General features: G+C 43.1%; 23 protein-coding genes and 1 other RNA gene. 14 read left to right on the top strand and 10 right to left on the bottom strand.

Going from position 1 to position 26,089, the window contains the following annotated elements; translation table 11 throughout:
• The first annotated feature begins 27 nt into the window (after positions 1-27).
• Positions 28-231 (top strand): ubiquitin family protein, encoded by a 204-nt coding sequence (locus tag KDW03_RS10860; RefSeq protein ID WP_271435094.1) that lies wholly within the window; start codon positions 28-30, stop codon positions 229-231.
• Entirely contained in the window at positions 232-1,158 is a 927-nt protein-coding gene (locus KDW03_RS10855; protein WP_271435093.1) for a TIGR00269 family protein, read from the top strand.
• Here the strand turns inward: KDW03_RS10855 and KDW03_RS10850 are convergent.
• On the bottom strand, positions 1,155-2,312 hold the full coding sequence (locus KDW03_RS10850) for a two-component system sensor histidine kinase NtrB (RefSeq protein ID WP_271435092.1): 1,158 nt from the start codon (positions 2,310-2,312) through the stop codon (positions 1,155-1,157). The two genes, KDW03_RS10855 and KDW03_RS10850, sit on opposite strands and share 4 nt — an antisense overlap.
• 85 nt (positions 2,313-2,397) lie before the next feature.
• Between KDW03_RS10850 and KDW03_RS10845 the strand changes: the two genes are divergently transcribed.
• Complete coding sequence (locus KDW03_RS10845; RefSeq protein WP_271435091.1) at positions 2,398-3,240, top strand: hypothetical protein; 843 nt, start codon at positions 2,398-2,400, stop codon at positions 3,238-3,240.
• A 3-nt stretch (positions 3,241-3,243) separates the two neighbouring features.
• On the opposite strand, the gene KDW03_RS10840 is transcribed toward KDW03_RS10845, so the two are convergent.
• Complete coding sequence (locus tag KDW03_RS10840; protein WP_271435090.1) at positions 3,244-4,212, bottom strand: aromatic ring-hydroxylating oxygenase subunit alpha; 969 nt, start codon at positions 4,210-4,212, stop codon at positions 3,244-3,246.
• A gap of 55 nt (positions 4,213-4,267) precedes the next feature.
• Positions 4,268-5,758: an L-lactate permease gene (locus KDW03_RS10835; protein ID WP_271435089.1), complete on the bottom strand. Its 1,491-nt coding sequence runs from the start codon at positions 5,756-5,758 to the stop codon at positions 4,268-4,270.
• Between the two features lie 277 nt (positions 5,759-6,035).
• Between KDW03_RS10835 and KDW03_RS10830 the strand changes: the two genes are divergently transcribed.
• Entirely contained in the window at positions 6,036-7,736 is a 1,701-nt protein-coding gene (locus KDW03_RS10830) for an alpha-amylase family glycosyl hydrolase (RefSeq protein WP_271435088.1), read from the top strand.
• 56 nt (positions 7,737-7,792) lie between these two features.
• Here the strand turns inward: KDW03_RS10830 and KDW03_RS10825 are convergent, their stop codons facing one another.
• The 3 genes from KDW03_RS10825 to KDW03_RS10815 are packed head-to-tail and all read right to left on the bottom strand — an operon-like array spanning position 7,793 to position 14,353.
• Entirely contained in the window at positions 7,793-9,889 is a 2,097-nt protein-coding gene (locus KDW03_RS10825; RefSeq protein WP_271435087.1) for a chitobiase/beta-hexosaminidase C-terminal domain-containing protein, read from the bottom strand.
• Complete coding sequence (locus KDW03_RS10820) at positions 9,879-10,418, bottom strand: hypothetical protein (protein ID WP_271435086.1); 540 nt, start codon at positions 10,416-10,418, stop codon at positions 9,879-9,881. Before KDW03_RS10820 ends, KDW03_RS10825 begins: the two co-directional genes overlap by 11 nt.
• Before the next feature lie 14 nt (positions 10,419-10,432).
• Positions 10,433-14,353: an alpha-amylase family glycosyl hydrolase gene (locus KDW03_RS10815; RefSeq protein ID WP_271435085.1), complete on the bottom strand. Its 3,921-nt coding sequence runs from the start codon at positions 14,351-14,353 to the stop codon at positions 10,433-10,435.
• A gap of 332 nt (positions 14,354-14,685) precedes the next feature.
• Between KDW03_RS10815 and KDW03_RS10810 the strand changes: the two genes are divergently transcribed.
• From KDW03_RS10810 to KDW03_RS10780, 7 genes are all read left to right on the top strand, one after another.
• Positions 14,686-15,507 carry a PilZ domain-containing protein gene (locus KDW03_RS10810; protein WP_271435084.1) on the top strand — a complete coding sequence of 274 codons (822 nt, stop codon included), beginning with the start codon at positions 14,686-14,688 and terminating at the stop codon, positions 15,505-15,507.
• Between the two features lie 3 nt (positions 15,508-15,510).
• Positions 15,511-16,386, top strand: a complete 876-nt coding sequence (gene nadC, locus KDW03_RS10805; RefSeq protein ID WP_271435083.1) for a carboxylating nicotinate-nucleotide diphosphorylase — start codon at positions 15,511-15,513, stop codon at positions 16,384-16,386.
• Positions 16,387-16,503: 117 nt separating this feature from the next.
• Positions 16,504-16,847, top strand: a transfer-messenger RNA (tmRNA) gene (gene ssrA, locus KDW03_RS10800).
• Between the two features lie 20 nt (positions 16,848-16,867).
• Positions 16,868-17,179: a hypothetical protein gene (locus KDW03_RS10795; RefSeq protein WP_271435082.1), complete on the top strand. Its 312-nt coding sequence runs from the start codon at positions 16,868-16,870 to the stop codon at positions 17,177-17,179.
• Positions 17,180-17,188: 9 nt separating this feature from the next.
• Positions 17,189-17,692 carry a DOMON domain-containing protein gene (locus KDW03_RS10790; protein ID WP_271435081.1) on the top strand — a complete coding sequence of 168 codons (504 nt, stop codon included), beginning with the start codon at positions 17,189-17,191 and terminating at the stop codon, positions 17,690-17,692.
• Positions 17,692-18,720, top strand: coding sequence for a hypothetical protein (locus tag KDW03_RS10785; RefSeq protein WP_271435080.1), 1,029 nt, complete (start codon positions 17,692-17,694; stop codon positions 18,718-18,720). Before KDW03_RS10790 ends, KDW03_RS10785 begins: the two co-directional genes overlap by 1 nt.
• Positions 18,721-18,739: 19 nt before the next feature.
• Positions 18,740-18,937 (top strand): hypothetical protein, encoded by a 198-nt coding sequence (locus tag KDW03_RS10780; protein ID WP_271435079.1) that lies wholly within the window; start codon positions 18,740-18,742, stop codon positions 18,935-18,937.
• Positions 18,938-19,101: 164 nt separating this feature from the next.
• Here KDW03_RS10780 and KDW03_RS10775 read toward each other — a convergent pair whose 3' ends face one another.
• Genes KDW03_RS10775 through carA form a run of 3 tightly spaced genes read right to left on the bottom strand, consistent with a single transcriptional unit; the run spans position 19,102 to position 22,225 of the window.
• Positions 19,102-19,875: an MBL fold metallo-hydrolase gene (locus tag KDW03_RS10775; protein ID WP_271435078.1), complete on the bottom strand. Its 774-nt coding sequence runs from the start codon at positions 19,873-19,875 to the stop codon at positions 19,102-19,104.
• Complete coding sequence (locus KDW03_RS10770; protein WP_271435077.1) at positions 19,872-21,146, bottom strand: replication-associated recombination protein A; 1,275 nt, start codon at positions 21,144-21,146, stop codon at positions 19,872-19,874. The genes KDW03_RS10775 and KDW03_RS10770 overlap by 4 nt, the downstream gene beginning before the upstream one ends.
• Positions 21,146-22,225, bottom strand: a complete 1,080-nt coding sequence (gene carA / locus KDW03_RS10765) for a glutamine-hydrolyzing carbamoyl-phosphate synthase small subunit (protein ID WP_271435076.1) — start codon at positions 22,223-22,225, stop codon at positions 21,146-21,148. Before carA ends, KDW03_RS10770 begins: the two co-directional genes overlap by 1 nt.
• 156 nt (positions 22,226-22,381) lie before the next feature.
• On the opposite strand from carA, the gene KDW03_RS10760 reads away from it, so the two are divergent.
• The 3 genes from KDW03_RS10760 (at position 22,382) to KDW03_RS10750 (ending at position 25,196) form a co-directional block, all read left to right on the top strand.
• Positions 22,382-22,831, top strand: coding sequence for a hypothetical protein (locus tag KDW03_RS10760; protein WP_271435075.1), 450 nt, complete (start codon positions 22,382-22,384; stop codon positions 22,829-22,831).
• A gap of 873 nt (positions 22,832-23,704) precedes the next feature.
• Positions 23,705-23,938 (top strand): acyl carrier protein, encoded by a 234-nt coding sequence (gene acpP / locus KDW03_RS10755; RefSeq protein ID WP_271435074.1) that lies wholly within the window; start codon positions 23,705-23,707, stop codon positions 23,936-23,938.
• A gap of 94 nt (positions 23,939-24,032) precedes the next feature.
• Entirely contained in the window at positions 24,033-25,196 is a 1,164-nt protein-coding gene (locus KDW03_RS10750) for an OmpA family protein (protein WP_271435073.1), read from the top strand.
• 683 nt (positions 25,197-25,879) lie between these two features.
• Here the strand turns inward: KDW03_RS10750 and KDW03_RS10745 are convergent.
• A complete protein-coding gene (locus KDW03_RS10745) occupies positions 25,880-26,035 on the bottom strand; it encodes a hypothetical protein (protein ID WP_271435072.1) in 156 nt (51 codons plus the stop codon).
• Positions 26,036-26,089: the final 54 nt, after the last annotated feature.

Genomic DNA, 26,089 nt, shown 5'->3' with positions numbered 1-26,089 from the left:
TATACCTACTTTTTAAGGAGGTATTTTGTGGAGATACGGTATGAGTATCGGGGAGAGATTCATACCCTTCAACAGGAAACGAAGAAGATGACAGCCGGGGAACTTCTTCAGGCCATTGGACTTTCCCCTGTGTATGCTTTTGTGGTTTGTGATGGAGAGGTGGTGGACGAAGGGCGTGATATAAGTTCAGCCTCATCTATTGAGGTAATCAATGCTATTTCTGGAGGATAAATGACCCCGCCAAAGTGTACCATTTGTAAGGCGAAAAAAACTTATTTTCCTGTTCAGGTAGTGTTGCCTTCTTACAATCTCAAGCTCTGTCGCGAACACTTCCTTGAATGGCTTGAGGGAAGAGTTGCCCACACGATAAAAAAATACCGCATGTTTACATGCGAAGATAAAATTCTTGTGGCTGTTTCAGGGGGCAAGGACAGCCTGGGGTTATGGTTTTTACTTCACAGGCTGGGGTATGAGGCTGACGGACTCTACATTGATCTTGGTATCCCTGAGTATTCGGCAGAATCGAGAGAGCATGCGCAGACCCTTGCAAACAGACTTGGGCGAACCCTTCATGTGGTCGATATGCGTGAAGAGCTTGCTCCCATTGGTGAGATGAGAAACTGGACACGAAAACCCCCCTGTTCGGTATGTGGTACGGTGAAACGTTACTACATGAACCGCATCGCCCGTGAAAAAGGGTATACGGTGCTTGCGACAGGGCATAATCTTGACGATGAAACGGCTGTGCTCTGGAACAATACCCTCCACTGGAATATGGAGTATCTTGCGAAGCAGTATCCTGTTTTGGCGGCTCAGGGACCGTTTCTCAAAAAGGTAAAACCCCTTTGTTTGGTTTCTGAAAAGGAGAGTGCCCTCTACACTATTTTCAATAGGATTTCTTATGTCAAGCCTGAGTGTCCCTATAGTACTCACGCGTCTTCACTTGAGAACAAACGTTTCCTTCAGCAGCTGGAAGAGGCTCGTCCAGGAACAAAGATCACCTTCTATACAGGTTTTCTGAAAAATCTTTCCCCCCTTCTTCATGAGCCACTCAAAAGCACGGGGGTTTCGCTTGCCCTTTGTAAAGTTTGTGGGGAACCTACAACCACGGAGATCTGTTTTCTTTGTCAATTGAAACAAAAAATGGGGAAAATTTAGAGAGGTCTGTCGAGAAGTTTGTGGCCTTTGTGAATGGGGATGTAAACTGTAAAACTTGTGCCTTCTCCTGGTTTTGATTGAATCTGGATTTCTCCCTGATGTTCTTTGATGATCTTGTAGGTGATGGTGAGTCCAAGACCTGTGCCATATTCCTTGGTGGTATAGTAGGGTTCAAAGATTTTCTGGATCTGGTCCGGTGAGATACCGCATCCTGTATCAGCAATCTCTATGGCTGTTGAATCTCGTCCATTGTCGTACCAGGTTCTTACCGTGAGAATCTTGAGAGAGCTTTTTTCCATGGCATCCATGGCATTCTTGATGAGGTTCAAAATGGCTTGTTTGAGATAATCCTTGTCGATAAAGTTTTTAGGAATATTCTGGTATTCTTCTCTGAGAGCGATGTTTTTTTCTTCAAGTTCGGGCTTGACAAGCAAAAGAAGCTCTTGAACGAAGCTATTGATATCTTCGAAGGAGAGTTTGAGCTGGCGTGGACGGGCAGCGAGGAGGAAATCATTTAAAATTTGGTTGAGACGTTTGGTTTCATGAGAGATTGTTTTAATGTATTGGAGTATGCTTTCATCAAGACAGACGAGGTTTTTTTGTACGGCGCGCTGGATAAGCTGGGTATGGAGGTCTATGGCGGTGAGGGGATTTTTGATCTCATGGGCTATACCGGATGCGAGGGTGTTGAGAGCAGCCACGGATTCGATATTTTTGAGCTGGAATTGGAGTTTCTTTTTTTCTGTTTGGTCGACGAGTTTGTACAAGACAAGATTATCCTCTATGGTGCGTTTTTCCACGAGGTAGTACTTCGGTTCTTGTTGTTGATGTATGGTAAATTCTTTGCGGATATCTTCTTCCCCGTGGAGGAACTTGAGAATATTCCAGAGTCCCCAATTAGCGATGTATTTATCCATTTCCTGAAAATTTCCGTATTGGCGACTCTTGTATCCCAGGATGATTCTGGCTACGTTATTCATGGTGACAACCCGATCTTCTGCCGTGATGATAATCCCTTCATCCAGAGCCTCAAAAACAAGCTGAAGAACCCGCTGTTTTTGCTGGAGATTTTCAATGAGATTTTTGAGGCCATTTCTATCGAGATGATCAATCCTATCAATGACCTTTTCAAAGAAGCGATCTTTCTCCAACATACACTCCTCATAGAAATTTGTCTTTTACCGATATATATAGTATAATGAATTTGCGTATTTTTTCAAAATAAATGAGGGGTAGTGTATGATTAAGCGGGTCCCCAAGGAAAAGGTTGAAGCATTTAATGCGGTTGTGTCTGATCTCAAAGACCAGGTAGATGCTATTCTGAAAAAGGCTAAAAAGTTTGAATCTGAAGGAACAAGAAATAATACCACGGAAGGCTACTATAAGCGCATAATAGCTGCCAATCTTTATCTTGACAGTGTTAATCTCTACTGTAAAATGAACGATTACAGCGTCCAGATCAAAGAAGTAAAAAGCGATCTCTATCTCACCAATGCACGAAAAAATGTTTATCAGGCTATAAAACTCCTTGAGACCATTGTTTCGGGCCACATCGATCTCGGTTTGACAGAAAACGCCGAAAAACTCTCTCAGCTTTCAGAGATGGCGCCCCCCAGGCTTCTTCATCTTTTTAAAAAAATCGAGTTTTCGATTGCCCTGGTTGAACGTGAGGAAGGGGAAAATTCCAAGGTAAAATGGAATTTTGTCGAGATGTATGGAAATCTTGCTGCAGTTATGAAAAATTTTATTAATTTCAAGGTTTATACAGTTGCCATGAATGATCCTAGGGTGCCTTACTATGCGGAGATCCGTGATCTGATCCAGTACTGTAAAGAAATGCTTGACAAAGCAGCACAAAAGTATCGTACGAAGTATGAGTTAAGTACTCCCCAGGATTCCATAGACATGAACAAAGCTATTAATTTGATGGAAGCCTTGATGAAGGTTCACAATATCCTGGGTGAGAATGACCAGATGATAGAAGTGAAGAAAACGGTCGAGAAATGGCGCGAAAAACTCGAGGCAGACCTCAAACGCAGGGAAGAGGAAGCCAAGAAAAAACAAAAAGAAAAGGGACGTTAGGTCTTATGATCCCTGGAGAAGCCTGTCTCTCATTTGACGGTAGGTGATGATGGGAAGATCTCCCGGGATAAGCTTTTCGTCCATGTGAAGGGCTGATTTCACGGGAATCTGGGTAATGACCACACGTTCATCTTGATGGAGCACTATCTTGCTAAAAAAGAGTGAAAGACTGTCTACAATCTGTCGTATCCCGGGGGTTTTTACAAACTTTTGGGCTGTTCGTAAGTAAATAAGGGTGTGGGTTTCATCGACAGGGACAAAAGCGACAAGAATTCTCATTTTTTCGGTGATGTAGTTTTGCCACATGTTGGGAAAGATGAATTGAATATGCTGGCGGGTTGGATCAGGAGGAGGGAGTTCACTTGCTTTTTTGGGGGTTTGTCCATGATCAACCTCATTGTACACCCAGAAACTGATAGTATTTTCCTGGATGACTTGCACAGGACCATTGACAAGTGTACGATTGCCCCTTCCGATCGTTGTCTTGTGAACAAAGGGGAGATGAACAAGGTCAAGCTGATTTTCGATGGCTCTACTATAGTGAACAGGCCAGAGATGATGGGAGCTTTTCCACGAAAAGCTTGCATCTATATCAGAAAAATAAAAAGGCTCTGTTGTTGGTTCTTTTTCTCCCCACCAGAGAAAAACCCAGCCCAGGTACTCTCGAACAGGGTAGGTTTTGATATGAAAATAAGAAGCTATTTGCGCAGATTTGCCATTGGCCGGGATCAGGGTAACACGACCTGTTTCGTCGTACCGAAAGCCGTGAAAAGGACAGGCGATCTCGTTTCCAAGGTGTTCTCCAATCGCAAGAGATGCTCCTCGGTGGACACACTTATCCTGGAAACAGACAAGGCTTCCATCGCTTTTTCTCCAGAAAACGAGCCTTTCTCCAAAACGGGTTACACCAACAAGCTGATTCTTTTTAATCTCTTGTGGTTCGAGAACAATATACCATTGGTTTGGGATCATAATCATTCTCCTTTTTTTCTTATATTATAAAGGACAACAAAAAAAGACAATTTTTTTAGTGTCCTATTATCAGCCAGCTTTTTGTGGCTACTAATACCCCTAAGAGAAATACGTATCCGATGCAGAACCAGAGAGAGCGTGAGAGAATCTTGCCCTCTGATCCATGGAGTCCCACGGCGGCAGAAGCGACGGCGATACTTTGAGGAGAAATCATTTTTCCAGCTGTTGCCCCTGAGGTGTTTGCAGCCGTTATCCACACAGGATCAAGCGAGAGTCCCAGGGCAGTATCTCGCTGGAGACGTCCAAAAAGAATATTGGAGCTTGTATCACTTCCTGTGACAAATGTTCCCAGTGCGCCCAACAAGGGTGAGAAAAAGGGGAACAGTGGGCCAGTGGCTTTTGCGAGCGCAAAGGAGAGATCACTGATCATAGGGGTATTGCCCATGATTTTAGCCATGATGACGATATTTATGATAGTCAACATACTTGTTCGAAGTTTGGTCACCGTTTGTTTGAGAGCATCAGTGATGTCACCCCATGACGCTTTCTGAAACAGGCTGCCAATCAGTGTGGCAAGGAAAAGGAGGGTTCCCGGTGTTGTAAGCCATTCGATGGCAATGGTGTGTTCCTGAAAAGACCAGCGGAGAACAAAAGGAAACGCTTTGAGAAAGGGGAGGGGGAAAAGTCTTGTGAGAAGCACAAAAAGTAACAGAAATCCATACGGCGCTAGACTTGAAGAGATGTCCACGAGATCGTTTTTGACAGCCTTGAAACGGATGAGAAAAGCCACAAAAAGCACCCCAAGGGAGGCAAGTACGGCCACAAGCTCTGGTCCCACAAAGATGGCAACAGCTGTCTGGATAAAAGTAAATATGACCCCAAAAAAGAACGCCTGAATCCACACAGAGAGAGGAGGGAGTTTTTTCCACTCACTGATGAGAACGAGAACGATTGGTATCAAAAGAGAAAAAATAAAAAGTTGCCATGCAATGGCCTGGGTAAGAGAAGCAAGGGAAAGTTCTGTGATACGAGAGAGAACAATGACAGGGATTCCCAGTGCACCAAAAGCCACCGGTACCGAGTTCGCCACAAGGGAGAGAAGAACAGCTCTCAAAGGAGAAAATCCCATACCTACCAGCATGGCGGTAGGAATAGCCACCGCTGTCCCAAAACCAGCCACACTTTCCAAAAAACCTCCAAATCCAAATGCAATGATCACTGCCTGAATAGCGGGTTCTGGAGAAAGACGGGAAAGAAAATTCTGGAGTTTGTTGATGGATTTTGTTTTTACGCTTAATTCATAAGTGAAAACTGCCGCCAGGATCACCCAGATAATAGGGACGACAGCCATAACAAGCCCCTCAAGGTAGGAAATACCTACAAGAGCAGGATCTGCCTGCCACCCAACAAAGGCGAGAAGAGTCGTTACCAGCAGAGCAAGAAAGGTTACCGTGTGTGTTTTGAGAGGGGTACCCAGGATACCTGTAAAAAGCCAGAGAAACGGCAAAAAGGCAAAGAGGATCTTCAGCCAGAAGGGAATATTCATATCATACTCCTTGAGATGAAAGTATATATAAGTGTAAAGGAAACAAAAAAAAATGTTGTGTTTTAAAAAAATTTTCTTAAGAGATGGTATATAAAATCTTTTGAGATGAAAATTGGAATACGAGGAGACAATCTGGCGATAGAGTGTATGCGAAGCATCCTGAAAAATAAAAAAAGAGACCAACATTTTTTTGTGTGTTTATTTCCCTTTTTTGCTTTTTTTCCGTATAATTATTAGTAATGTTTACAGTATAACTTCAAAATTGTTAGGAGGATATATGAGATTGTGGAAATTGTTAGGGTGCTTCTGGTTGATAATTGGGATGCTAGGATGTGGTGTTGGAGCGACCAACTCAGGAGATGGTGGGGATACGGTCGTGATTAGCGACGGAGATCCAAGACCCGATGCAGGTCCTGACTGGAGAGATCAGATTATTTACTTCATTATGGTTGATAGGTTTGTTGATGGGAATCCAGCAAACAACGGTTCTGTCGCTGTTGGTTCTGGTGACAATCAGTGGCATGGGGGGGATCTCAAAGGTATTCAGGATAATATCAGTTACATTAAAGGGCTGGGAGCAACAGCAATCTGGATTACCCCCATTGTGATGAACGTCTGGGAGGATGGGGGAAATGCGGGATACCATGGGTACTGGGCACAGGATTTTACTAAGATCGATACCCATTTTGCCTCAAGTGTGAGTGAGTACAGTAATTTTGTTGCCACTATGCATGCCAGTAATATGCTGGTGATCCAGGATATTGTAGTGAACCACATGGGAAATATTCTCCTATACAAGATTAATGGGACTCCCACATGGACTCCTCCTTATTCTTCGAGTGGGTATCAACGTGTTTGGGTGGAGGATGAGTATGCTGGACAATCCTGGGTTACAACAGGAAATAGAAAAAAACCCTCAACTCCCCCGTTTAATAGCCTCTCGAGTTTTCATAACTATGGGGAGATTCAGAATTGGGATACCTATCCGGAAACAGCTCAGGGGGATTTTGTAGGTCTGGACGATCTCAAAACAGAGGATTCTACGGTTAGAGATGCTCTTACCAAAGTTTATCAGGATTGGATTACGTGGACAGATATTGACGGCTATCGAATTGACACGGTGAAGCATGTAAACGAAGATTTCTGGGATTATTTTGCTCCAAGTATTCGTAAGCATGTTCTGTCTCTTACCAACAAGAACTTTATCCAGTTTGGAGAAGCCTACCTTGGTTCTCATAGCATGACAGCGAAATATGTCAAAAATAACCGACTGGATTCTGTTTTAAACTTTCAGTTTTACTATGCCTGTAAGGATGTGTTTGCTCTTGGTCAGCCTACCTCTAAACTCTCTCAAGAGATTAATGACAGAAAGACTTACCAGCGAGGAACACCTATCAATGATGGAGCTCAGGCAAATGCGCGGGATCTTGCAGTGAATTTTATCGATAACCACGATGTAAATCGTTTTCTCACGGATGCCGGGGGAAACATTGATAAACTTCATGCAGCGCTTTCGTATCTCATGACAGCTTGGGGTATTCCTTGTATTTACTATAATACGGAGTGGGCAGTAACAGGGACAAGCGATACAGGTCGAAAGAATCTCGTGAGTCTCAATCCGACAGGAAACCAGACCTATGCCCTTATTTCCAACTTAAGTGTTCTCAGGAAAACCTATGTAGCACTCAGGCGTGGCGAGGCTTTTGTTTTGAAGGATAATAGCAGTGTTGCAGGAGTATTTGCCTTTGTCCGGCATATGGCAGAGAGTCCTAACGAGGATGTGTTTGTTATTTTGAATAACTCGAGTTCTTCCCTGAATAATATTGCTATTCCTGTTTCTACTTATGCCACCAATGGCCAATCTCTTTCTAATATTTATCATTCTTCAGGGACCCTAACAGGGAATATAACCGTTTCAGGTGGGAATATTACTGTTACGGTGCCAGCATATGGCATGGTGGTTTACAAGAAACAATAAACTTCTTTTGCAAAAAAAAACGGCTATCCAAAGGATAGCCGTTTTTTATATGATGGTTAAGGTCTTGCTTCAACGGTGGCTTTTACCGTGCTGTTCCCCACGTCAAAGAGAACCGTGACAACATCGTTGTTGTCGCAGGCAATGGCTATCTGTTTTCCGCTATCATAAAGGGCAATGGGTCCTACTCGTGTCCAGCTTGTAAAACTCCACTGATCTACCCAGTTGGGGTTATTGATGATCTTGAATTCTATCTCAGTGCTGCTTGATCCTTGTCCAATCACGGTGGTTGTTACCGTATTGGAAAGAGAGAGCATGGAAGTCTCCCCTGCAGTATGAGAGAGCGTGATGGAATTGGGATCCCAGCTGTTGTGATCTCCTGGAATATAAAGGGTGCGATTTTCATTCCAGTTGGAGAAGATGATCGTGAGAAGGCCATCTGGCGTACTACTTGAGGAGGTGGTAAAACTCACAGGGGTTGTGGTGTATAAAGCAGTGTTTCCACTGGTATCCCTCACCGCTACATTGACAAAATAGAGAGTGTTCTGCGTGAGACTACTGAGGGTGGTAGAGGTCATGTTTTCCGTCCATCCTATTTGAGATACACCAGCAGAGGGGTTGGTCACCTCATCCAGGGTATCAATGAGAGTACTATCATTGGCATACACGAGAAGGTACTGGAGGAATGTTTGTGCTGTCGCGTTGTCTGTAGCTGCTGGCCAGTATACAAAGGCTGAAGAAGCCTGAATGTTAGAAATTTGAATCGTGCCTCCAGCTACCGGAGGAGTAGTATCTTCGATGGTATAGGTTGCTGTATTGGTGAGGGAAGTTGTGAGCCCTGCTTTGGTTGCATACGCCATGAGCAAGTACATTCCAGGACCAAAAAGTACCGAAGTGCTAGAATACCAGGAATTGCCACCATTGGTGCTCCAGAAAAGAGATGCCCCACTCGTGGCACAGGTAATATTCACGGTAATATTGGTGGGGTAGGACCCTCCATTGGGAGTAAAAGCTGGTGTAGCCACACGAGTTACCGTTATGGTGTAGCTTTTTGTGTTGGTAAGTGAGAAGGCGCCATCTTTTTCAGCGTAGGCTGAGAGATTCCATGAGCCCTGGGGGAGGAGAATTCTATTAGTAGCGAGCCACTCACTCCCATTGGTAGAGAGGTAAATATTAGCTCCCTCTGTAGCCGTTGTGGCTGAAACGAGGGTTTCTGTATCATAGGTTCCCCCTGAGGGAGAAAATACGGGGCTTGCAACACCCGAAGAGGAGATAATGTATTCCCATTGGTTTGTGGATGAAAAGTGGCCATCTTTTGTAGCATAGGCCTGTACTGTATACACTCCTGAGGAAAGATTCAAGCTTGAGGATGATAAGTTTGTCCAGTTGTCGATTGTCCAGAAGATAGTGGCTCCTGTGGTAGCAGAGGAGAAGGTGATGGTCTGACTGGTGTCATACGAACCGGCAGGAGGAAATGCTTGAGGTGCAGCGACAGAGATGGTATAGCTTCCTACCACTGTGTCTGATTGGAGGTAACCTTCTTTGGTGGCATATGCTTTCACTTCGTAGGAGCCAAAACCGAGGGAAAGAGTAACAGGAGTAGTTCCCGATGCAACTTTTTGCCAGTTGTTGGTGGTCCAGAAGATAACAGCACCAGAGGTTGTACTTGATAATGTAAGTGTTATTGGATTGGCTGATTGACCCGGCAAAGGAGAAAATACGGGAGCACTTGCCCTATTGAGATTGGTGTAGGCCTGGATAATGATGGGTTGGGAGGTTACAGAGATATTCCCTTCAAGAATAATCTTCGTCCACATGTAATACGTTCCTTCATCAAGAAGGAGGATGTTGGTTTTGTGAGAAAATTCTGTTTTCTTCCCGATGTCGTACCCTTTAAAATTTGTTACCGTTTTATTTCCGGAACACCAGAGGACGATGAGAAAATCCACATTTGAAATCGCCGAAACTGAAATCTCAACAGGAATGGTGAGTGTGTTAAAGATCTGAAGATTTGTCGGTGAAATCCAGCGAATGGTAGTCTGAGTGGTTTCATCTGTCGTAACAAGTTCTGGAAAGTTTTCCGCTCCCTTCTCACCAAGAGACGTACACCCCATGATAACAAATAGGCTTACTAACCAAACAATTTTAAAACGCATAGCTTCCTCCTAGAGAAAGAATAATATAACCATAAAAAGTGTCGTACAGCCCGATATGGTAGCTTATATCGAAACGCATTCCCCAGTTTAACGAGAGAGCGTATTTTGCTGCAGCGTAGGGAGCGAGGATAACCCCCATGCCACTCTGAGATCCTTTGCCTTTATCTGTGGTGAAACTAAACATATACCACGAAGGAAGAATATCGCACCCACCCTCAAAGGAAAGAGCAGAAAGATCTGGCAAGGCATAAAAAGCGGCAATTCCCCCTCCGAAAGCTACACTGGTATAGGAGGCTGTAGGGTTTCCACTTGTCTGAAAAAAGAACACACCTCTGGTTTTTACAGGCCAGGAAATGCCCCAGAGATGGAGAAGAGGATAATCCACATACAATCCACTTCCTCCACCTATAGCATCGCCAAAAATGGCGAGGGTAGGACTGAGCCCTACTTCAAGGCGGGGAGTCTTGCCCCACATAAGTGAGGCAAGACTTATCCCCAGGAAAAGAATAAGAAAAGTGTATTTTCTCATAATGTTCTCCTTACTTATGGTTTGAGATAGGGTCCATCTTCACCTATCTTTCCAGGACCATTGAGCACATAGATACGAGCGTTACCTTGACCACTACAGGTAGCCGTAAGTGATCCCCCATTACCGATGGTTTTTGTATCCCCGGTTATAGCATCTTTATACGTTCCACCTGGGAGATTGTAAAATGTTGCACTCCCAGAAATAGTCACCAATACAAAACTATCAATACCTCTTGAAGGATCTGTATATCTTCGCTTAAAGGCTATACCATCGCCAGAAATGTGAGCGGTGGAATACTGACCTTTCTGAAGGGCTGGAATGCGCCTTCGTATCATATTGAGGCGTCTTATATGTTGAGCCAATGGATGGTTGAGTGTGTTGGCCACCTCACCCGAAGCCGTATAGACTCCAAAGTCTGAAGCCGTAACCGTTCCCTCTAGGTGATTACCAAAATATGCTCTTCCCGTGTTGGCAAGAGGTCCACTAGCCCCAAGATCGCATGGAGCTCCTTTCTGGAATTCGATTTCGGTACCGTAGTAAATGGTAGGAATACCACGGAAAGTAAACATCAAAGTAAGGTTCTCTGCCCAGTCTGCCTGACTGCCATTGTATCGGGTGTCCATATCGGGTCCATAGTCATGGGAATCTACATAGACAACATTCCATGTTGCATCACTATACCAGTGGTCTGTGCCAACAGCAAGGTTAAAGGCATCTCTCGCATTACCAAAATTCCAGTGCATAGGAAAATCAATCACATCAAGTCCTGAACGACGTGACCAGTCTGGAGTATGATAGGTATTTTCGAAATCTCCTGTGAGACGATGATTCTGACTGGTAGGTTGTAAAGCAATAGTACTCGAGTCATAGTTATCATCCCACAGTTGTTTGGTAGAGTTGGTGTTTTGCTCAAGCGTACCCCATGGATAGGAGGTAGACTCTTTCCAGGTATAAAATGGGGTTGAGATAACAGGTTTTTCAAAGTTCCATACCCCTCGATATCGAGTACAAACCTCTCCGAAAATATAGAAATTTTCTCCTCCACGCTGCTTAAATTGAGGAATAAACTCTTTGTTAAAAGTAAGGCGAGAGATATGCTTAACGGTATCAATACGGAAACCATCCACTCCCCAGTCAATATACTGATAGTAAGCATCACGGAGGTACTGAGCCACTGCAGGGTTTTCCGTGTTGAGGTCAACACAATCTCCTGCTATTTGAGCTGTTTGGACGGTATAATCTTCCCATCCAAGGTTTTTCTCATGGTGGTAGATGGCATCTACGTCAGTATAGTCTTCTTTCATAGCTGTAATTCTCGCACTATACTGCATCGCTGGATCAAGGGAATCATAATCTGCCGGGAGACGGTTGGTGTATGGACCTTTGGTGAAGGCATTGACATAGGGTTCTGCATTTTGGCGATAAAACATGGGGTAGATATTTTCCTCTCCAAAGTTTCCGGTGTGGTTGAGCACAATATCCTGAATAACCTTTATACCTTTGGCATGTGCTGCCTGAATCAGCCGTCGATATGAGTCTTCGGCAGTTGGATCCTGAGAACTCTTGTAACGATAGTCAACTTTCTTAAAGTTGATAGCATGATAGCCATGGTAGTCCATCCCACTTGCATTTTGAACCACAGGAGTGATCCAGATAGCACTGAATCCCAGGGCTTTGATGTAGTCGAGTTTTTGGATAATACCCTCGAAGTCTCCTCTCCAGGCAGGATCGTTAGGGTAGTTACCAGCGGTAGCATCATCCCAACAATAGACATTGTTGGCCGGATCACCGTCGTAGAATCGTGTAGTGATAAGGAAGTAAATAGTCTCTTCACGGAAATCACCTGTTCTTGTGTTTGTAATAACGCTTACAGGAAAGTTTGTAGTAGAGATGGCTCCCTCGTTGTCTGTGACAGTAAGGGTAACCTGAAAAGTACCATGAGAAAAGTAACGGTTACTGACCAGTGCACCACTTCGTGTAGTGTATTCAGCCCCTGTAAACGACCAATTATAGGAAACAATGTTCCCGTTGGGATCAAACGAGGAAGAAGCATTGAATACAAAGTAGTTTGAAACCATTCCATACGTATCAGCCTGAAGTTGAATAATGGGCGGAAGGTTAGTATTAGAGGTTGTGACGGTGATGATACTGGACCAGTTGCTGTTGCCTGCTCCGTCTATAGCAAGAACCTTAATCTGGTGTGATCCATTGGTACTATAGGCACTATTCCATGTCGTCTGGTAAGGAGAAGCATTTATCGTTCGAATAAGGTTATTGTCAACATAAAAACTCACGGAATCAATAACCCCTGTATTATCACTTGCTGCGGCAACCAGGAGAACATCGCCACTTACTTTTGCGCCGTTAGTAGGTGAAACGATAGTTACCTCAGGAAGGGTGGTGTCATCTGGATCACAGAGATACCATTTGCCGGTAATCTTGCCACCACTTATCCCATTGGTAACAAACCAGTATTCTCCCGGTGAAGAGAGACTGAGGTCTACGGTTTGAGGGCTCCCAGACTTACTGAAAATGAGGTTAGCGGAAGTAGCATTGGTAAAAACAAACCGATACCAGTCCCCTGTTTCTAACGTCATGGTTACCCCAGGCCAGTTTACCGTTGGCATCGTGCCACTTGGAGATACGTTCCAGTAGTAAATAGAGGGCGCAGACCATCCTGAAGGATTTTTAAAATGAACAACAATTCCTCCCTGGAAATCAACTGTAAAGGTTATGGAGTTGGTTGGAGAAATGTTTCCTGCATTGTCTTTTGCATAGGTTTTGAGAGTGTGAGAACCAGTGGTAAGCGCAAAGGCACGGGAAAATGAGGTTGTACCACTTGCCTCAACGAAATCCCCGTTGTCGAGAGAGAGATAGATTTTAGCCACGTCGGCGAGGTTGTCTGAGGCTGTTCCCGTCACAGTGATGCTACTCGAATTCCAGGTTTGTCCGTTGATGGGAGTGGTCAGTGAAAATGTTGGTGGAGTAGTATCACAGATAACGGTTCTTGTTGCGCTATTGGTTTTGTCTGAGGATGAAATAGCAGACACAACGACGGTGTTAGTTCCCTCGGAAAGGGTGATGTTCTTTGACCAGCTTGTGGTTCCACTAGCATCCTGGATAGACCCACCATTCACCTGAATGATAACCTTGGTGATACTGCCACTTTCCACGGAGGCTGTCCCATTTACCAGCAGATTAACCGTATTGGTGAGCAGATTCATGGCAGGATTTTGGATGACGAGAGAGGGAAGCCCTGCTACAGAGGAGAAGCTTAGAGTATTTGTGACAGAACTGTTACTGGCTATATCAATGGCATAGAGAGAGAGGGTATAATTTCCCTCAGTGACGACAATATTCGTAGAAAATCCTGCTGAAGTCCCAGAAAGGGGAATCAAGGACCAATTCTCACTATCGATTTTATAAACAATGGAAAGAAGCCCCTGGTTGTCTGAGGCCACACCGGCAATCTCAAGGGTTGTTCCTACCTGCTGATTGTTTGTTGGTGATGCTATAACTAACGTTGGGGGGGTGGTATCATGCAGCGCTACAGAGATATTTGTTCTGGATGAGATACCGATATTGTTGTTTTTATCCTCTGCGAGCAGAAAAAGCTCGTAACTGCCTGCAGGCAGGGAAAGGGTAAATATGGTATCTCCGTACTTTTTCCCACTGGTAATATTCTGGGAAAGATTGGTAAAAAGATTTCCATTAGCATTGAGCTTGAGGGAGACTTTGGTGACCGTATCATTGTCACTCCATGCAGCGGTTACTGAGAGCGTTGTGCCACTCAGGGAAAGCGAGGCAACTGAAACAAGAGGTGTTTCCCTGTCTTCTTGATTGGGAGGAGAGCTCTCAATATCTTTCATCAGTTGACACCCTAACAAGGCTGCCCAAACACCTACAAACATCAACCATTTTCCATACCGAACCATTGTTATTTTCCTCCTTTTATCTTTTGTAACCGATTACATATTTGTTTCTCGGTTTAAATATTATACGGTATAAAATGAAAAAAAGTGCAATTTTTTGAAAAAATTTTTATATTTTTATAGGGCAATAGTTTGTTTTAGAAAATTTTATGCAATATGCATTAAGAAAATGCAAAAATAGTAGTGCATTGTGCATAATGCATAATTGAGAAAAGAAGGAGGTCTTCACATTACCACTTTCTTTATTGTTTATTGTAAAAAAATTTGCATTTTCCTTTTTTTTGCCTTATAGTGAGATGTTGAATAAAATGTCAAAACAAGGAAAAGGGTAATTTATGGAGATAGTGATTGTTACCCAATCATTTTATGTGCGCAACCAATTTGTCAACACTTTTTACCCCAGGGGAGTGACAGTTTATCATACAGATAATGCAGATCAGCTATTGGAGAAGCTTCGGTTGTATCCTAATATCGAGTTTGTTTTTATTGATGTGATCCATGAAGAGTTTGCTCAGGCGCTTGATATTCTCGCAAAGGTAAAGGCTTTTGCTGTTACCCAAAAACGAACGATATACGCATTGTTGATCTATGTGGTGATTGACAAGACAATAGCAGCTAAGGCTATAGAAAACGGATGTGTTGGTTTTGTCAAAAGCAATGTTAGTGGTGATGAGTTATTTTTGTATACTCTTCAACTTTACCAAAAATTGCGTGGGGCGCCTCCCCAAAGAAAGTATGTACGCATTTCTTTTGATCCAGCCAATCCTAATGAACGTATAGGTATTAAATTTCGTTCTCCTATAAACTCTCAGCTTTTGGTAGGGGTGATTCGCGATATTAGTTTTGGCGGGCTAGCCGTGGAGCTGGTGGGTATGTTTCCCCAGGAAGCTTTATCCGTAAATGTACAAATTTCTAATATTCAGTTTATGCTTGATGATCGCGATGTGTATGCGGATGCTACTGTTGTGGCGTATGATTATCGGAAACGTTTTTGCGCTTTGCGGTTTACCTACCTGAGTAGTGAGGATCAGGAGGTTTTGGCTTCCTTTATTTTTAAACGTGTGGCCCTGGGTGGTGTTTTGGAAAATTCTATCGAAAAATCTGAGGAGAAAACACAACAAGCTCCTGAAAACACAGAGGATCAGTCTGGTACCTAGTGTATGAAAAAACATTTTCCCTTTCGTTTGAAAGAGCTGAATGCCGTGCTTATCGATGAGGCTGTTCAAAAAGCGTTGAGAGAGGATTTTGGGGAAGAGGGAGATATTACTTCTCTTGCAACCCTTGGAGAGGTGCCGGTAAACAAAAAAGCGGCGATCATTGCCAAAGAAGAGGGTATGGTTTGTGGGCTTGAGGTTGTACAACATACCTTTTCTACAGTAGATGCACAACTAAAAATGGAAGTGTTTTATAAAGATGGGGCTTGGGTGACCCCAGGAACTGTGTTGGTGAAACTGGAAGGTGCGGCGCAGTCTATTCTGAGAGGGGAAAGAGTGGCGCTTAATTTTCTTGGACTGATGAGTGGAATCGCTACAAAAACCCATCGATTGGTTCAATCTCTTGATGGCACCTCGATCAAAATTCTCGATACGAGAAAAACACTTCCTGGTTTAAGGGTTTTTGAGAAATATGCCGTAGCAGTAGGGGGAGGGTACAATCATCGTTACGGTCTCTATGATATGATTCTTATCAAAGAAAATCACCGGGCGGCTGCAGGGGGGATAACTGAAGCAGTGAAGCGGGCATATAGCCTTTACCCTGAAAAACTGATAGAGGTTGAGGTTTCTACACTCGAGGAAGTGAGAGAAGCACTGGCTACGCCTGCAGATATTCTTATGCTGGATAATATGACTGATGAGATGATACGCGAAGCTGTTCGGGTGATAGCTGGCCGTAAGATGGTAGAAGCTTCTGGAAATATGACAGAAGAAAGGGTAATCAAGCTTGCACGGATGGGAGTAGATTTTGTTTCTATGGGTGCACTGACGCATACAGTGAAACCCCTGGATGTTTCTCTCCTTATGGAAGATTTTCTCTAAAAATTTTTGAGAAATTTCTTTTTGGATATTAAATTTTTATGCTTTTCTTCCGATACTATGAAAAGGGATTTTTTTGATTTTTTTTTAAAAGTATGTTAGATTATTTATAGAGAAAAAGGGGGCGAATGGTTTTCGATTGGAAATGGGAGGTTATAGGCTTCAGGCAGGGCTGAAGTATCCCTTAAAACTGCTCCAAAACGATAAACGCAGATAATTCTGCTCTCCTGGCTGCTTAAGTCAGCCAGCCTTCTTAGCTGTGGCTCCTCTGCATAGCTAACGAGGGTTAGACACAGGGGATAGGAAAGGAGAGGCCGGACCTCCTTTCTGAAAATGACCGGCTCTTTCCGTTTCGGGTTTGTTCTGTTTCCTGAAACGGGAGAACAAAAAAACAGAACCAAGCCTGTGGATAAGGTCTGTAGCATCTCTTTCCAGGACGTGGGTTCGATTCCCACCGCCTCCAAATTGAAAAGAGGAGGGTTTTATGCAGATTCAAAAACTGCAACCTTCTGATTTTTCGTCTTTTCATGAGACTTCGCGGCATCATCGAGTTTTATCTCACCTTTCACAGGCTCTTTCTCTACGGGATAAACCCGTAGAATTCCAGCCTTTGGTGGTGAATAAAGAGATGATAGAACGTTTTTCAGAGTGGTATCTTCGCATGGGCAAAACCTATGAGGCGACAAAAAGTTATAGACAGGCGATTTCGGCGTATGAAAAGTCGTATGCTGTGGATCCTGCGTATGGTAAAGCTGCTTCTATAGAGAGTATTCGTGGAAAAATTCTGGAAAAGTGAGGAGGGAAAATGAAGCAGGTGTGGTGGTGTGGAGTGTTGTTTTTTTTGGTTTCTCTGGTGTGGGCTGAAACGGTGGAGGTTTCTTCGGTAAAGCTTTCCTGGGAAGTGGAAGGGGAAGAGGTTATTTTTACTCTGGAGGCTCCTACAAAAGGCTGGATAGCAATTGGTTGGGGAGCCACAATGAAAATGAAGGACGCAGATTTTGTGGTGGTGTATGTAACGAATGGGAATGTTGGGGTTATCGAAGACCATTTTGGTGTTAGTGTGATAGGCCACAGAAGGGATACCGAGCTTGGTGGGAAGGAAAATATTCGTTTGATTGAGGCCTACGAGGATGATAATATTACAAGAGTCGTTTTTGCTCGTGCATTGAATACGAAGGATGCTTATGATGTTCCTCTGGTACTGGAAAAACCAATGGATGTTCTTCTTGCGTATGGAAGATTTGATAATACCTCGAGTAAACATCAATGGAGAGAGAAAACACGTATCGTGTTAAAGAGGAAAAAATAATGAAAAGATTTTTGTATTGTTTATCTTTCTTATGCAGTGTCGTTGTATGGGGACAGATGGTGAGAGTGCCGAATATTGATATCTATTCGGAAATTGGAACGAACGGTATTGCCGTTACAAGAAATGATCTTCTTTTTTCGGTTGATGGTGGTTCAAAATATGGTTTCCGAGTCGATTTTTCTTTGAAAGGCATGTTTACCAATGTCGTCGCAACGAATTTGTTTCCATCTCTGGATACTTTTTTCTTTTGTACAGAGCCTTTTGGATGGTTTGAGATGGAGTATTTTGTGGGGAACTGGAGGACTCTTGCGCGAAAGGAGTATGGGTATAGGGGACTTCAGTTTTTTGCTTCTCCTGCTAGGAATTATAAGGGGGCGTATGATCTTCGAGGGATAGGGTTGGCCGTAGGGAAAAGTTTTTTCTCTGGAATGCTCTACCCTCATCTCTTAATCTATCAGCCTTTCGCTCAGAATAAGGTAGGATTTGATCTGGTGATTGATAGTCGTATTGGAAATACGATTCTCGAATTTTCTGTAGGATTTTCCGATATTAATCTTTACCAGGCAATTGTGGATCAAACACTTCAGAAGCGATACACGATGCTGGTTCGTTCTGTCTACGGGAAGCTTGATTTTGAGGTAGGGATAGGTTTTCCTGATAATCCCCTCTTGAGTCTTCCCCTCTTTGAAGAGGCTTATGTCCATGTGGCAGAACATCTTTTGATAGGGTATTTTGAACAGAATCTTGCTATTTTTGCCCGTCCTACGGTGTACAATGGCATCCAGGAAGATCTTCGACAGGATGTCGATTTCTATTTTTCTGCTGGGGCAAAGGTTCTCTCGTATGGAGTGGGATTTGAAAACACCTTTGCCATGTCGACAAACTATGCCCTTTCTGATAGAGTTGGACTTTATGTCTCGATCGATCTGAGCACGTTACGTTTCAAGACAGGAATCTTTTACAATGTTCTGGATACTATCTGGAACAATCCCTATGGCTGGTATCTTAATGTGATAGGAAAAATATAGTCCGTGGTGGGAGGATGATATGAAGCATCTTGTTCTTCGGTGCAATCTTTTGCGGTGTAATCTTGATGGAACCGAGGAAATGAGTCTGGAAAAATGTGTTCTAAAAAATGGTTCTCCTTGTTACTATCTTCTTTACCAGAGTCGTGAAGAGGGGCATCCAGATCAGGTCTGGCAGAGGTTTGGGAGTTTTGTTAACAGTCAGGGTAAGAGTCGATAGTTTTTTTATCTGCTGGGCGGAGTTTTTTCTTTGGAAAGGAAAAAATTTGAAAGCTACAAGGGATGTCTTTTGTAGTGTATTATCATAAACCATAGTGGCGATTTTTTTAGTTTTTTGTTGTGTTTTTATATTTTCCCATGAAAAGCACGGGAAAGGGATATTTTTTAATCGTTTATCATGAGAGTTAGTCCATCATAGGCGAGGAAGACATTTTTGGGAAGTTCCCGGGAAGTACGGCTGTGAAGGATGTCGTCTGTCATGTGGATAAAGTAGGTTTTTTGAGGCCTTACTTCACTTACAAAGGCAAGAGCTTGTTCGATATTGAAGTGGGTAGGATGTGGGCGATAGCGGAGGGCGTTAATGACAAGAGTATCGATGTTCATAAGTTTGGATTTTGTTTCTTCGGGGATGCCACTCGCGTCGGTAATATAGGCAAAATTCCCTATCTTGTAACCAAAGATGAGAAGCTTTCCATGCCAGACAGGAAGGGGAATGATCGAAACATCGTTGATAGTAAAAGGTTTTTCATCCAGGGGATGAAGGGATATCTGGGGAATACCACCTCCGATTTGGGTAGGGGAGAAGATATAACTGAAACGGTTTTGGATATCGCGCATGGATTCCTGACTTCCGTAGACGTCGATGGGTTTTTTCATGATGAAGTTGATCTGTCTTACCTCGTCCAGGCCACCGATATGATCGTAATGCGAATGGGTGATAAGTAGTCCATCAATACGGGTGATATTATGGGTGAGGGCTTGCTGTCTAAAATCTGGCCCAATGTCGATAAGGATTTTTGTGCCTGTGTTAGACTCGTAATAACCACTACAACGGAGACGTTTGTCTCTGGGATCAGAGGAAGTGCAAACTTCGCATTGGCAACCAATCACAGGGACACCATTTGAAGTTCCTGTTCCGAGAAAGATGAATCGACTCATTTTTCCTCCGCTGAGGGATTTTGTTTCAATTGAGTAAGCCAGTTTTTCAGTTTTTGTTCAAAACCAAGGTCACCTGGGTCATAAAAGTGAACCGGTGTCAAAGTGTACGCCTGGGAAACGTAGTGTTTCGGATAATCGTGGGGATATTTGTAGCCTACCCCTCTTCCCATAGATTTGGCACCATAAAAATGTGACTCCTGAAGGTACGATGGGATTCCTTGAGGTTTGTGTTTACGAATATACTCAAGAGCTTTGTCTATGGCAATATAAGCGGAATTGCTCTTGGGGACAGAAGCAAGAAGGACAGTTGTTTCTGCGAGGATGATACGTCCTTCTGGCATGCCTATGTTACTTACCGCTTCGTAGCATGCCACAGCATGAGGAAGGGCTTCCGGATAGGCGAGTCCGATATCCTCGGCTGCGAGGATGATCAGTCGCCTTGCAATGAAGAGGGGATCTTCTCCGGAGTCAAGCATCCATGCAAGATAATACAAGGCAGCATCGGGGTCACTTCCTCTGACAGATTTGATAAAAGCGGAGATGACATCATAATGCATATCTTCGCTATAACCAGCATCTGGTTTTTTGGCGATGGTTTCAAGATGTTCTCTGGTAACGACAGGTTTTTTTTGCAGGGGCAGGGTGAGGACGGCCATCTCGAGGGTATTGAGCATAACACGTGCATCGGGAGATACACGGAGGAGGTAATCTTTTGCTTCAGGGGTGAGGGTCACTTCGCTTTTCTTGAGGAACTCATCTTTCTGAAATGCTCTCTCAAGTATCTCGTGAAGTTCTTCATGACTGTGTGGTTGAAATTCATAGATAAAGAGTCTGGAACGAAGGGCTGGTTGAAGAACGAAGTAGGGGTTTTCGGTAGTGGCGCCGATAAGGATGATATCGCCTTCTTCTATACTGGGGAGGAAGAGATCTTGTTTTGGTTTAACAAGACGGTGAATTTCATCGACGAAGACCAGAGTAGGGGAGGTTGTCAGACTGGTATGAGCTTCGTCTACTATCTTTTTGATTTCGTCGTTTGAAACGGTGGTAGCATGGGTTTTTATGTACCGATAATGGAGGTGTTTTGCAAGGAGTTCTGCCAGACTTGTTTTCCCACAGGCTGGTGGGCCATAAAAGATCATTGAGTGAAGCCTGCCATGTTCTACCATGGCACGAATAGGACCTTCGGGACCGAGAAGATGTTTTTGCCCAATAAAGTCCTCAATCGAAGTGGGCATCATTCTTTTGGAGAGGGGTTGGGTTGAAAAGGCCATTACCGCCTCAATAGGCGAACAAAATCATCAAAGAGGTAGTGAGAATCGTGAGGACCTGGAGAAGCCTCTGGATGATACTGTACAGAAAAGACGGGATAGCGTTTGTGTCGTATACCTTCGATAGTATTGTCATTGAGGTTAATATGGGTCACTTCGACTTCAGAAGGAAGGGTATCCTCTTTGATGGAAAATCCATGATTTTGGGCAGAGATTTCTACTCTTCCTGTCATGAGGTTTTTTACTGGCTGGTTTCCCCCGTGGTGACCGAATTTGAGTTTGTAGGTTTTAGCTCCGAGGGCAAGTCCAAGCATCTGGTGACCAAGGCAAATGCCAAACATCGGGAGTTTGTTGACCAGTTCACGAATGGTTTTTATGAGATAGGTGACGGCAGCGGGATCTCCAGGACCATTGGAAAGGAAAACTCCATCTGGCTTAAGTTCCAGAATCTGTTTTGCTGTATACGTGGCTGGCACAAGGGTAATATTGATCTCTCGTGCAGCCAAAAGTCTTAAGATGTTTTCTTTGATACCGGCGTGTATGGCAACAACATGAGGTCTACCGTTTACAAAAGGTTGGTAAGGCCGGGGAGTCTCGATAGTGACTCCTGGAACAAGATCAAGACCTTCCATTGAGGGAAGCGTGGAAAGCTTTTTTTGAAGACTTGCAATATCGAAATCTCTTGTAGAAATGATGCCATTCATAGAACCTTTGATTCTCAGGATGCGGGTAAGTTTACGGGTGTCAATTCCTTCGATTGCAACGATACTATGACGCAAGAGGTATTCCTGAAGGGTCATTTCACTTGACCAGTTGGAGGCGATTTTTGATGCTTGACGAACAACAAAACCGCAGGCCTGGATTTTTTCTGATTCTGTCGAAAGTCGGTTGATGCCATAATTTCCAATCTCTGGATATGTCATGGTGACAATTTGTCCTCGATAGGATGGATCAGTGAGGATCTCTTGATAGCCTGTCATTGAGGTGTTGAAAACCACTTCGCCCATTGTTTCGCCCTCTGAACCGAGGGATTTACCGAGAAAGTATTCTCCGTTTTCAAGCAGCAGGATTGCTTTTGCCATGAAAACCTCCTGGAGAAATAGTATAAAGGGAAATAAAAATATCTCTCGAATTGTAAAAGTACGAACTTCAAAATGTACGACAGTTCAGACAACAAGGCTCGACAAAAATCGAAAACCGTGGCTCGACGGCCGTTCGAGCGTTAACGAAAACCATCCATGCAGGCAAAGAAAAATATAGGCCTTGAAAAGTCGACAAGTTTTAAGCCAAGAAGGGCAAAAGACCTGGCAGAAAGAAAAATTCGGCGAAGAGGAACTAAAACTTCTAAAAAGGTCTGGGAAATTGAAAACTACATGTGTGGCAAACGTTTAAAGCCGATTCTCAATGAAGTTTTAGATAATCTCTTAGCAAACGGACATCTCCACGGTTCTCCACAGGCTATAGAAAACTTGCGCCATATAAGTGCTTCAAGTATTGACCGACTTTTGAAACATGAGCGTAAAAAGCTTGAGATAAAAGGACGAAAAGGCACAAAACCTGGAACGTTGTTAAAGCAACAAATAGCTATACGCACGTGGGCAGAGTGGGATGAAAATTGCCCTGGTTTTATGGAGATTGATCTGGTTGCCCATGAGGAAATAGCTGGGGAGATTTTGCTCAAACATTAAATATGGTGGATGTTTGGAGCGGTTGGACAGAACTTGTGGCAATCAAAAACAAAGCTTCAAAATGGGTAAGAGAAGCCATAGAAAAAGTCTAAAGAAGACTTCCTTTTGAGTTACGGGGAATTGATTCTGATACCGGTGCTGAATTTATTAATCATCCTCTACGCGATTGGTGTGAGAAGCACCAGATAAAATTTACAAGGGGGAGAAGCTCCCGTTCCAATGATAACTGCTACGTTGAGCAGAAAAACTATTCCATAGTCCGCCAGAATGTTGGATACTTCCGCTACGATACCGAGGAAGAAGTCTACTACTTGAACCGACTCTATGCGTATCTCAGGCTTTATGCCAACTTTTTCAACCGTTATGAAAATGACAGAGAAAAAGAGAATCGGAAGCAAGGTGCAAAAGAAGCATGATGATATTAAAACTCCCTACCAGCGGCTTTTAGAAAGCTCTTATGGTAAGAGGTTAACAAAAGGAACGCTTTAACAAAATTTTTATAAGGTTTCACCTAAAAAGAAAAAGAATGTAAAAAACAAAAATTTGGAGGAAACTGTATGGAATTTTTGAGTACTTTTTTTTATGAGGCAATGATTCGAATTTCGAGTACTTTTTTATTTGACGCAACGGGCTTATGGATTTTATGAGCAGATTGCTTAAGAAATAATTTTACTACGAGAGAGGTTTTTCTTTTAGGTGAAAAGGGTTGGTGCAATTTTTGTTGGAAGAAGGAATAAAAGTGAAAAAGATAAATTTTTTTGGATTAAAAGAAAAAAAACTTGACAAACCTTTTTTCATTCTCTAAAATAATGACATCATCTTAATGAGATTGAAAGAAAGGATGCTAAATCTGACATAAAAGTGGAGGTAGTTATGGCTGATGTTTTTGAAAAGGTGAAGGAGATCATCGTCGATAAGCTCGGCGTTGAGGAATCCGCTGTGAAAATGGAGGCTTCCTTTGTTGAGGATCTCGGTGCAGACTCCCTGGATACTGTTGATCTTGTAATGGCTCTGGAAGAAGAGTTTGGTATCGATATTCCTGATGAAGAGGCTGCCAAGATTAAGACAGTTGGTGATGCTGTAAATTACATCAAGTCTCACCAGTAAATCTGTCGTGGAAGAAAAAAGGGGCTATCCTCGTTGATAGCCCCTTTTTTTTGAAATAAAATTTTTTGTCGATAGAAATACAGAGGAGAAGAATATGAAAAGAATAATGATAGGTATAGTCTTTTTTACCTGTTTGTTTGCATATGGAGAGGAGTTTCGTTTTAATCAAACTGTAGGGACGAAATATAGATTTAAGAATTTTGTAAAACAGGCTGTTTACGTTAACGATAAACTCACAGCGAACTTAGAGCAGCTTCATAAAGCAGTTATAGAGGTGTTGAGTAATGATGGTACATGGGGCTACTGTCGTGGAAAATATGAGTATTATCTGAAAGATGTTGATCGGTATGAAGCTTTTCAGTTGAAGAATGTGTATGATAGTCGTTTTCAGCGGGATAGTTATGGACGAATGATTGTGCCTCCTCATGTAGTGATGCCGGTGGTTAGAGGAGTTCCTACGTTTCCACAAACTAATCTTGAGGTTGGGATGAGCTGGGTAGCTCCGGGGGAAGAGGCTCAAGAGCTTGTTGAAGGGAAATTGTATCGGATTCCTTTTGAGGCGCGGTATGTTTATCTGGGAAAAGAGATGGTGGACAATGTGGAGTATTCGATTTTTCAAGCAATGTACCAGGTGCGTTTTTATCCAATGGGCGATAGGTATATTCGTTCGTATACGGGCATGACTACTATTAAGCTTTATTGGGATCCCGTTGCCCAGGGTATTCGTTATTATACAGAAGAGTATAATTTTATGATTGTTTTAATAAACGGAGAAAGTCAGAGTTTTGTGGGGACTTCGGAAGGGTTAGTAGATTTTCTTCAGGAAGAAGGGGTAAAGACAAATCTTGTTTCCGATTTGAATCAAGCGGTGAAAACAAATGAGGTGCTTTCCTTGAGAGAGGATATTGATGGTGTGGTTGTGAATTTAGGGAATGTGCTTTTTGAGTTTGATAAGGCAACAATTCGAAAAGAGTTTGAAAAGGGCCTGGATCAGCTTGCTGAGGTTTTGAAAAAGTATCCTAAACTGGATATTGTTGTTTCGGGGCATACCGATTCTATTGGTAATCCTGCCTATAACCAGAAGCTTTCTGAACTTCGGGCAAAGGCAATTGCAGATTATCTGCTTCAACAGGGTATCAGCCAGGATCGTATTTCCTATATTGGCTATGGAGATACAAGACCACTAGTAAGCAATGCGACTCCAGAAGGAAGAGCAAAAAATAGACGGGTCGAGATTAAGATTATCACAAGGGAATAAAAAGGTCTTGGAAAGTTTTTGTAGACTTGGGCTGTGATAAGGGAAGAGTAAAGGTTTTGTGTGGCTGAAAGAAGGGGGAATGTGAGTTGCTCTTCCCTTGTTGCAGTGGGGGTGGGGATGCTCTTCCCTTGTTGCAGTATGGGACAAGGGGATTTGGGGTGTAGCTATTACTTTGTTGCAGTGAGAAAGGGCCTGCTCTTACCTTGTTTCAGTGAGATTCTATCAATAAGGTGACTGTGATAAGGAAAGAGCAGGGATTTTGGAGTTTTCTTTTTTCTCCAAAAGTATCGTCTGGGGATGGTAGTATAGACGCTGCTCTTACCTTGTTTCAGTTTTTATAATTCTGGGGACTGTGAAAAGGTAATAGCTACTCTCAAAAAAAACACGAGGAGGAAATTGGTGAAAGGTTTCACCTGAGAAAAAAGATGCTATTACTCTTTTACAGTCTTGGATCAGAGGAAAAACTGTGAAAAAGAAATAGCAAGAACGTTTTTTTCACTGCAACAAGGAAAGAGCAGAGGTTTTTTATCCCTTTTTCCACTTCTCTTTTTTAAGAAAAACACTTTTTTGCCTTTTTCGTCAAGGGAAACGAAAAGTTTTCCAAAAAAACAAAAGGAAACAAAAACTTTTAGTTTTCTATTTGACAGACGCAGGAAATGTGTTGAGAAAGAAAAAACGAAAACCTACGCCCAGATGGGGAGAATAAGCGGCTCAGCCACCAGCTTTTTCCAGGGGAGAAGCTGGCGACGTTTGCCAAGCCTTCTTAAAAGCTCTTCAAGCCTTGTGGCAGCATCTTCTATATTAAACCGAAAACAAAACTCATCAAGATAGCGCTGCATGTGCTTTCGACAACCATAGTGATAGACGTCTTCAAGAGGTTTTCAACCATCGTT

Origin of the sequence: Thermospira aquatica (genome assembly GCF_023525255.1) — a bacterium.
Lineage (GTDB): Bacteria > Spirochaetota > Brevinematia > Brevinematales > Thermospiraceae > Thermospira > Thermospira aquatica.
The sequence above is the reverse complement of the archived record's forward strand: the minus strand, read 5'-3'. Positions and strand labels throughout refer to the sequence as shown.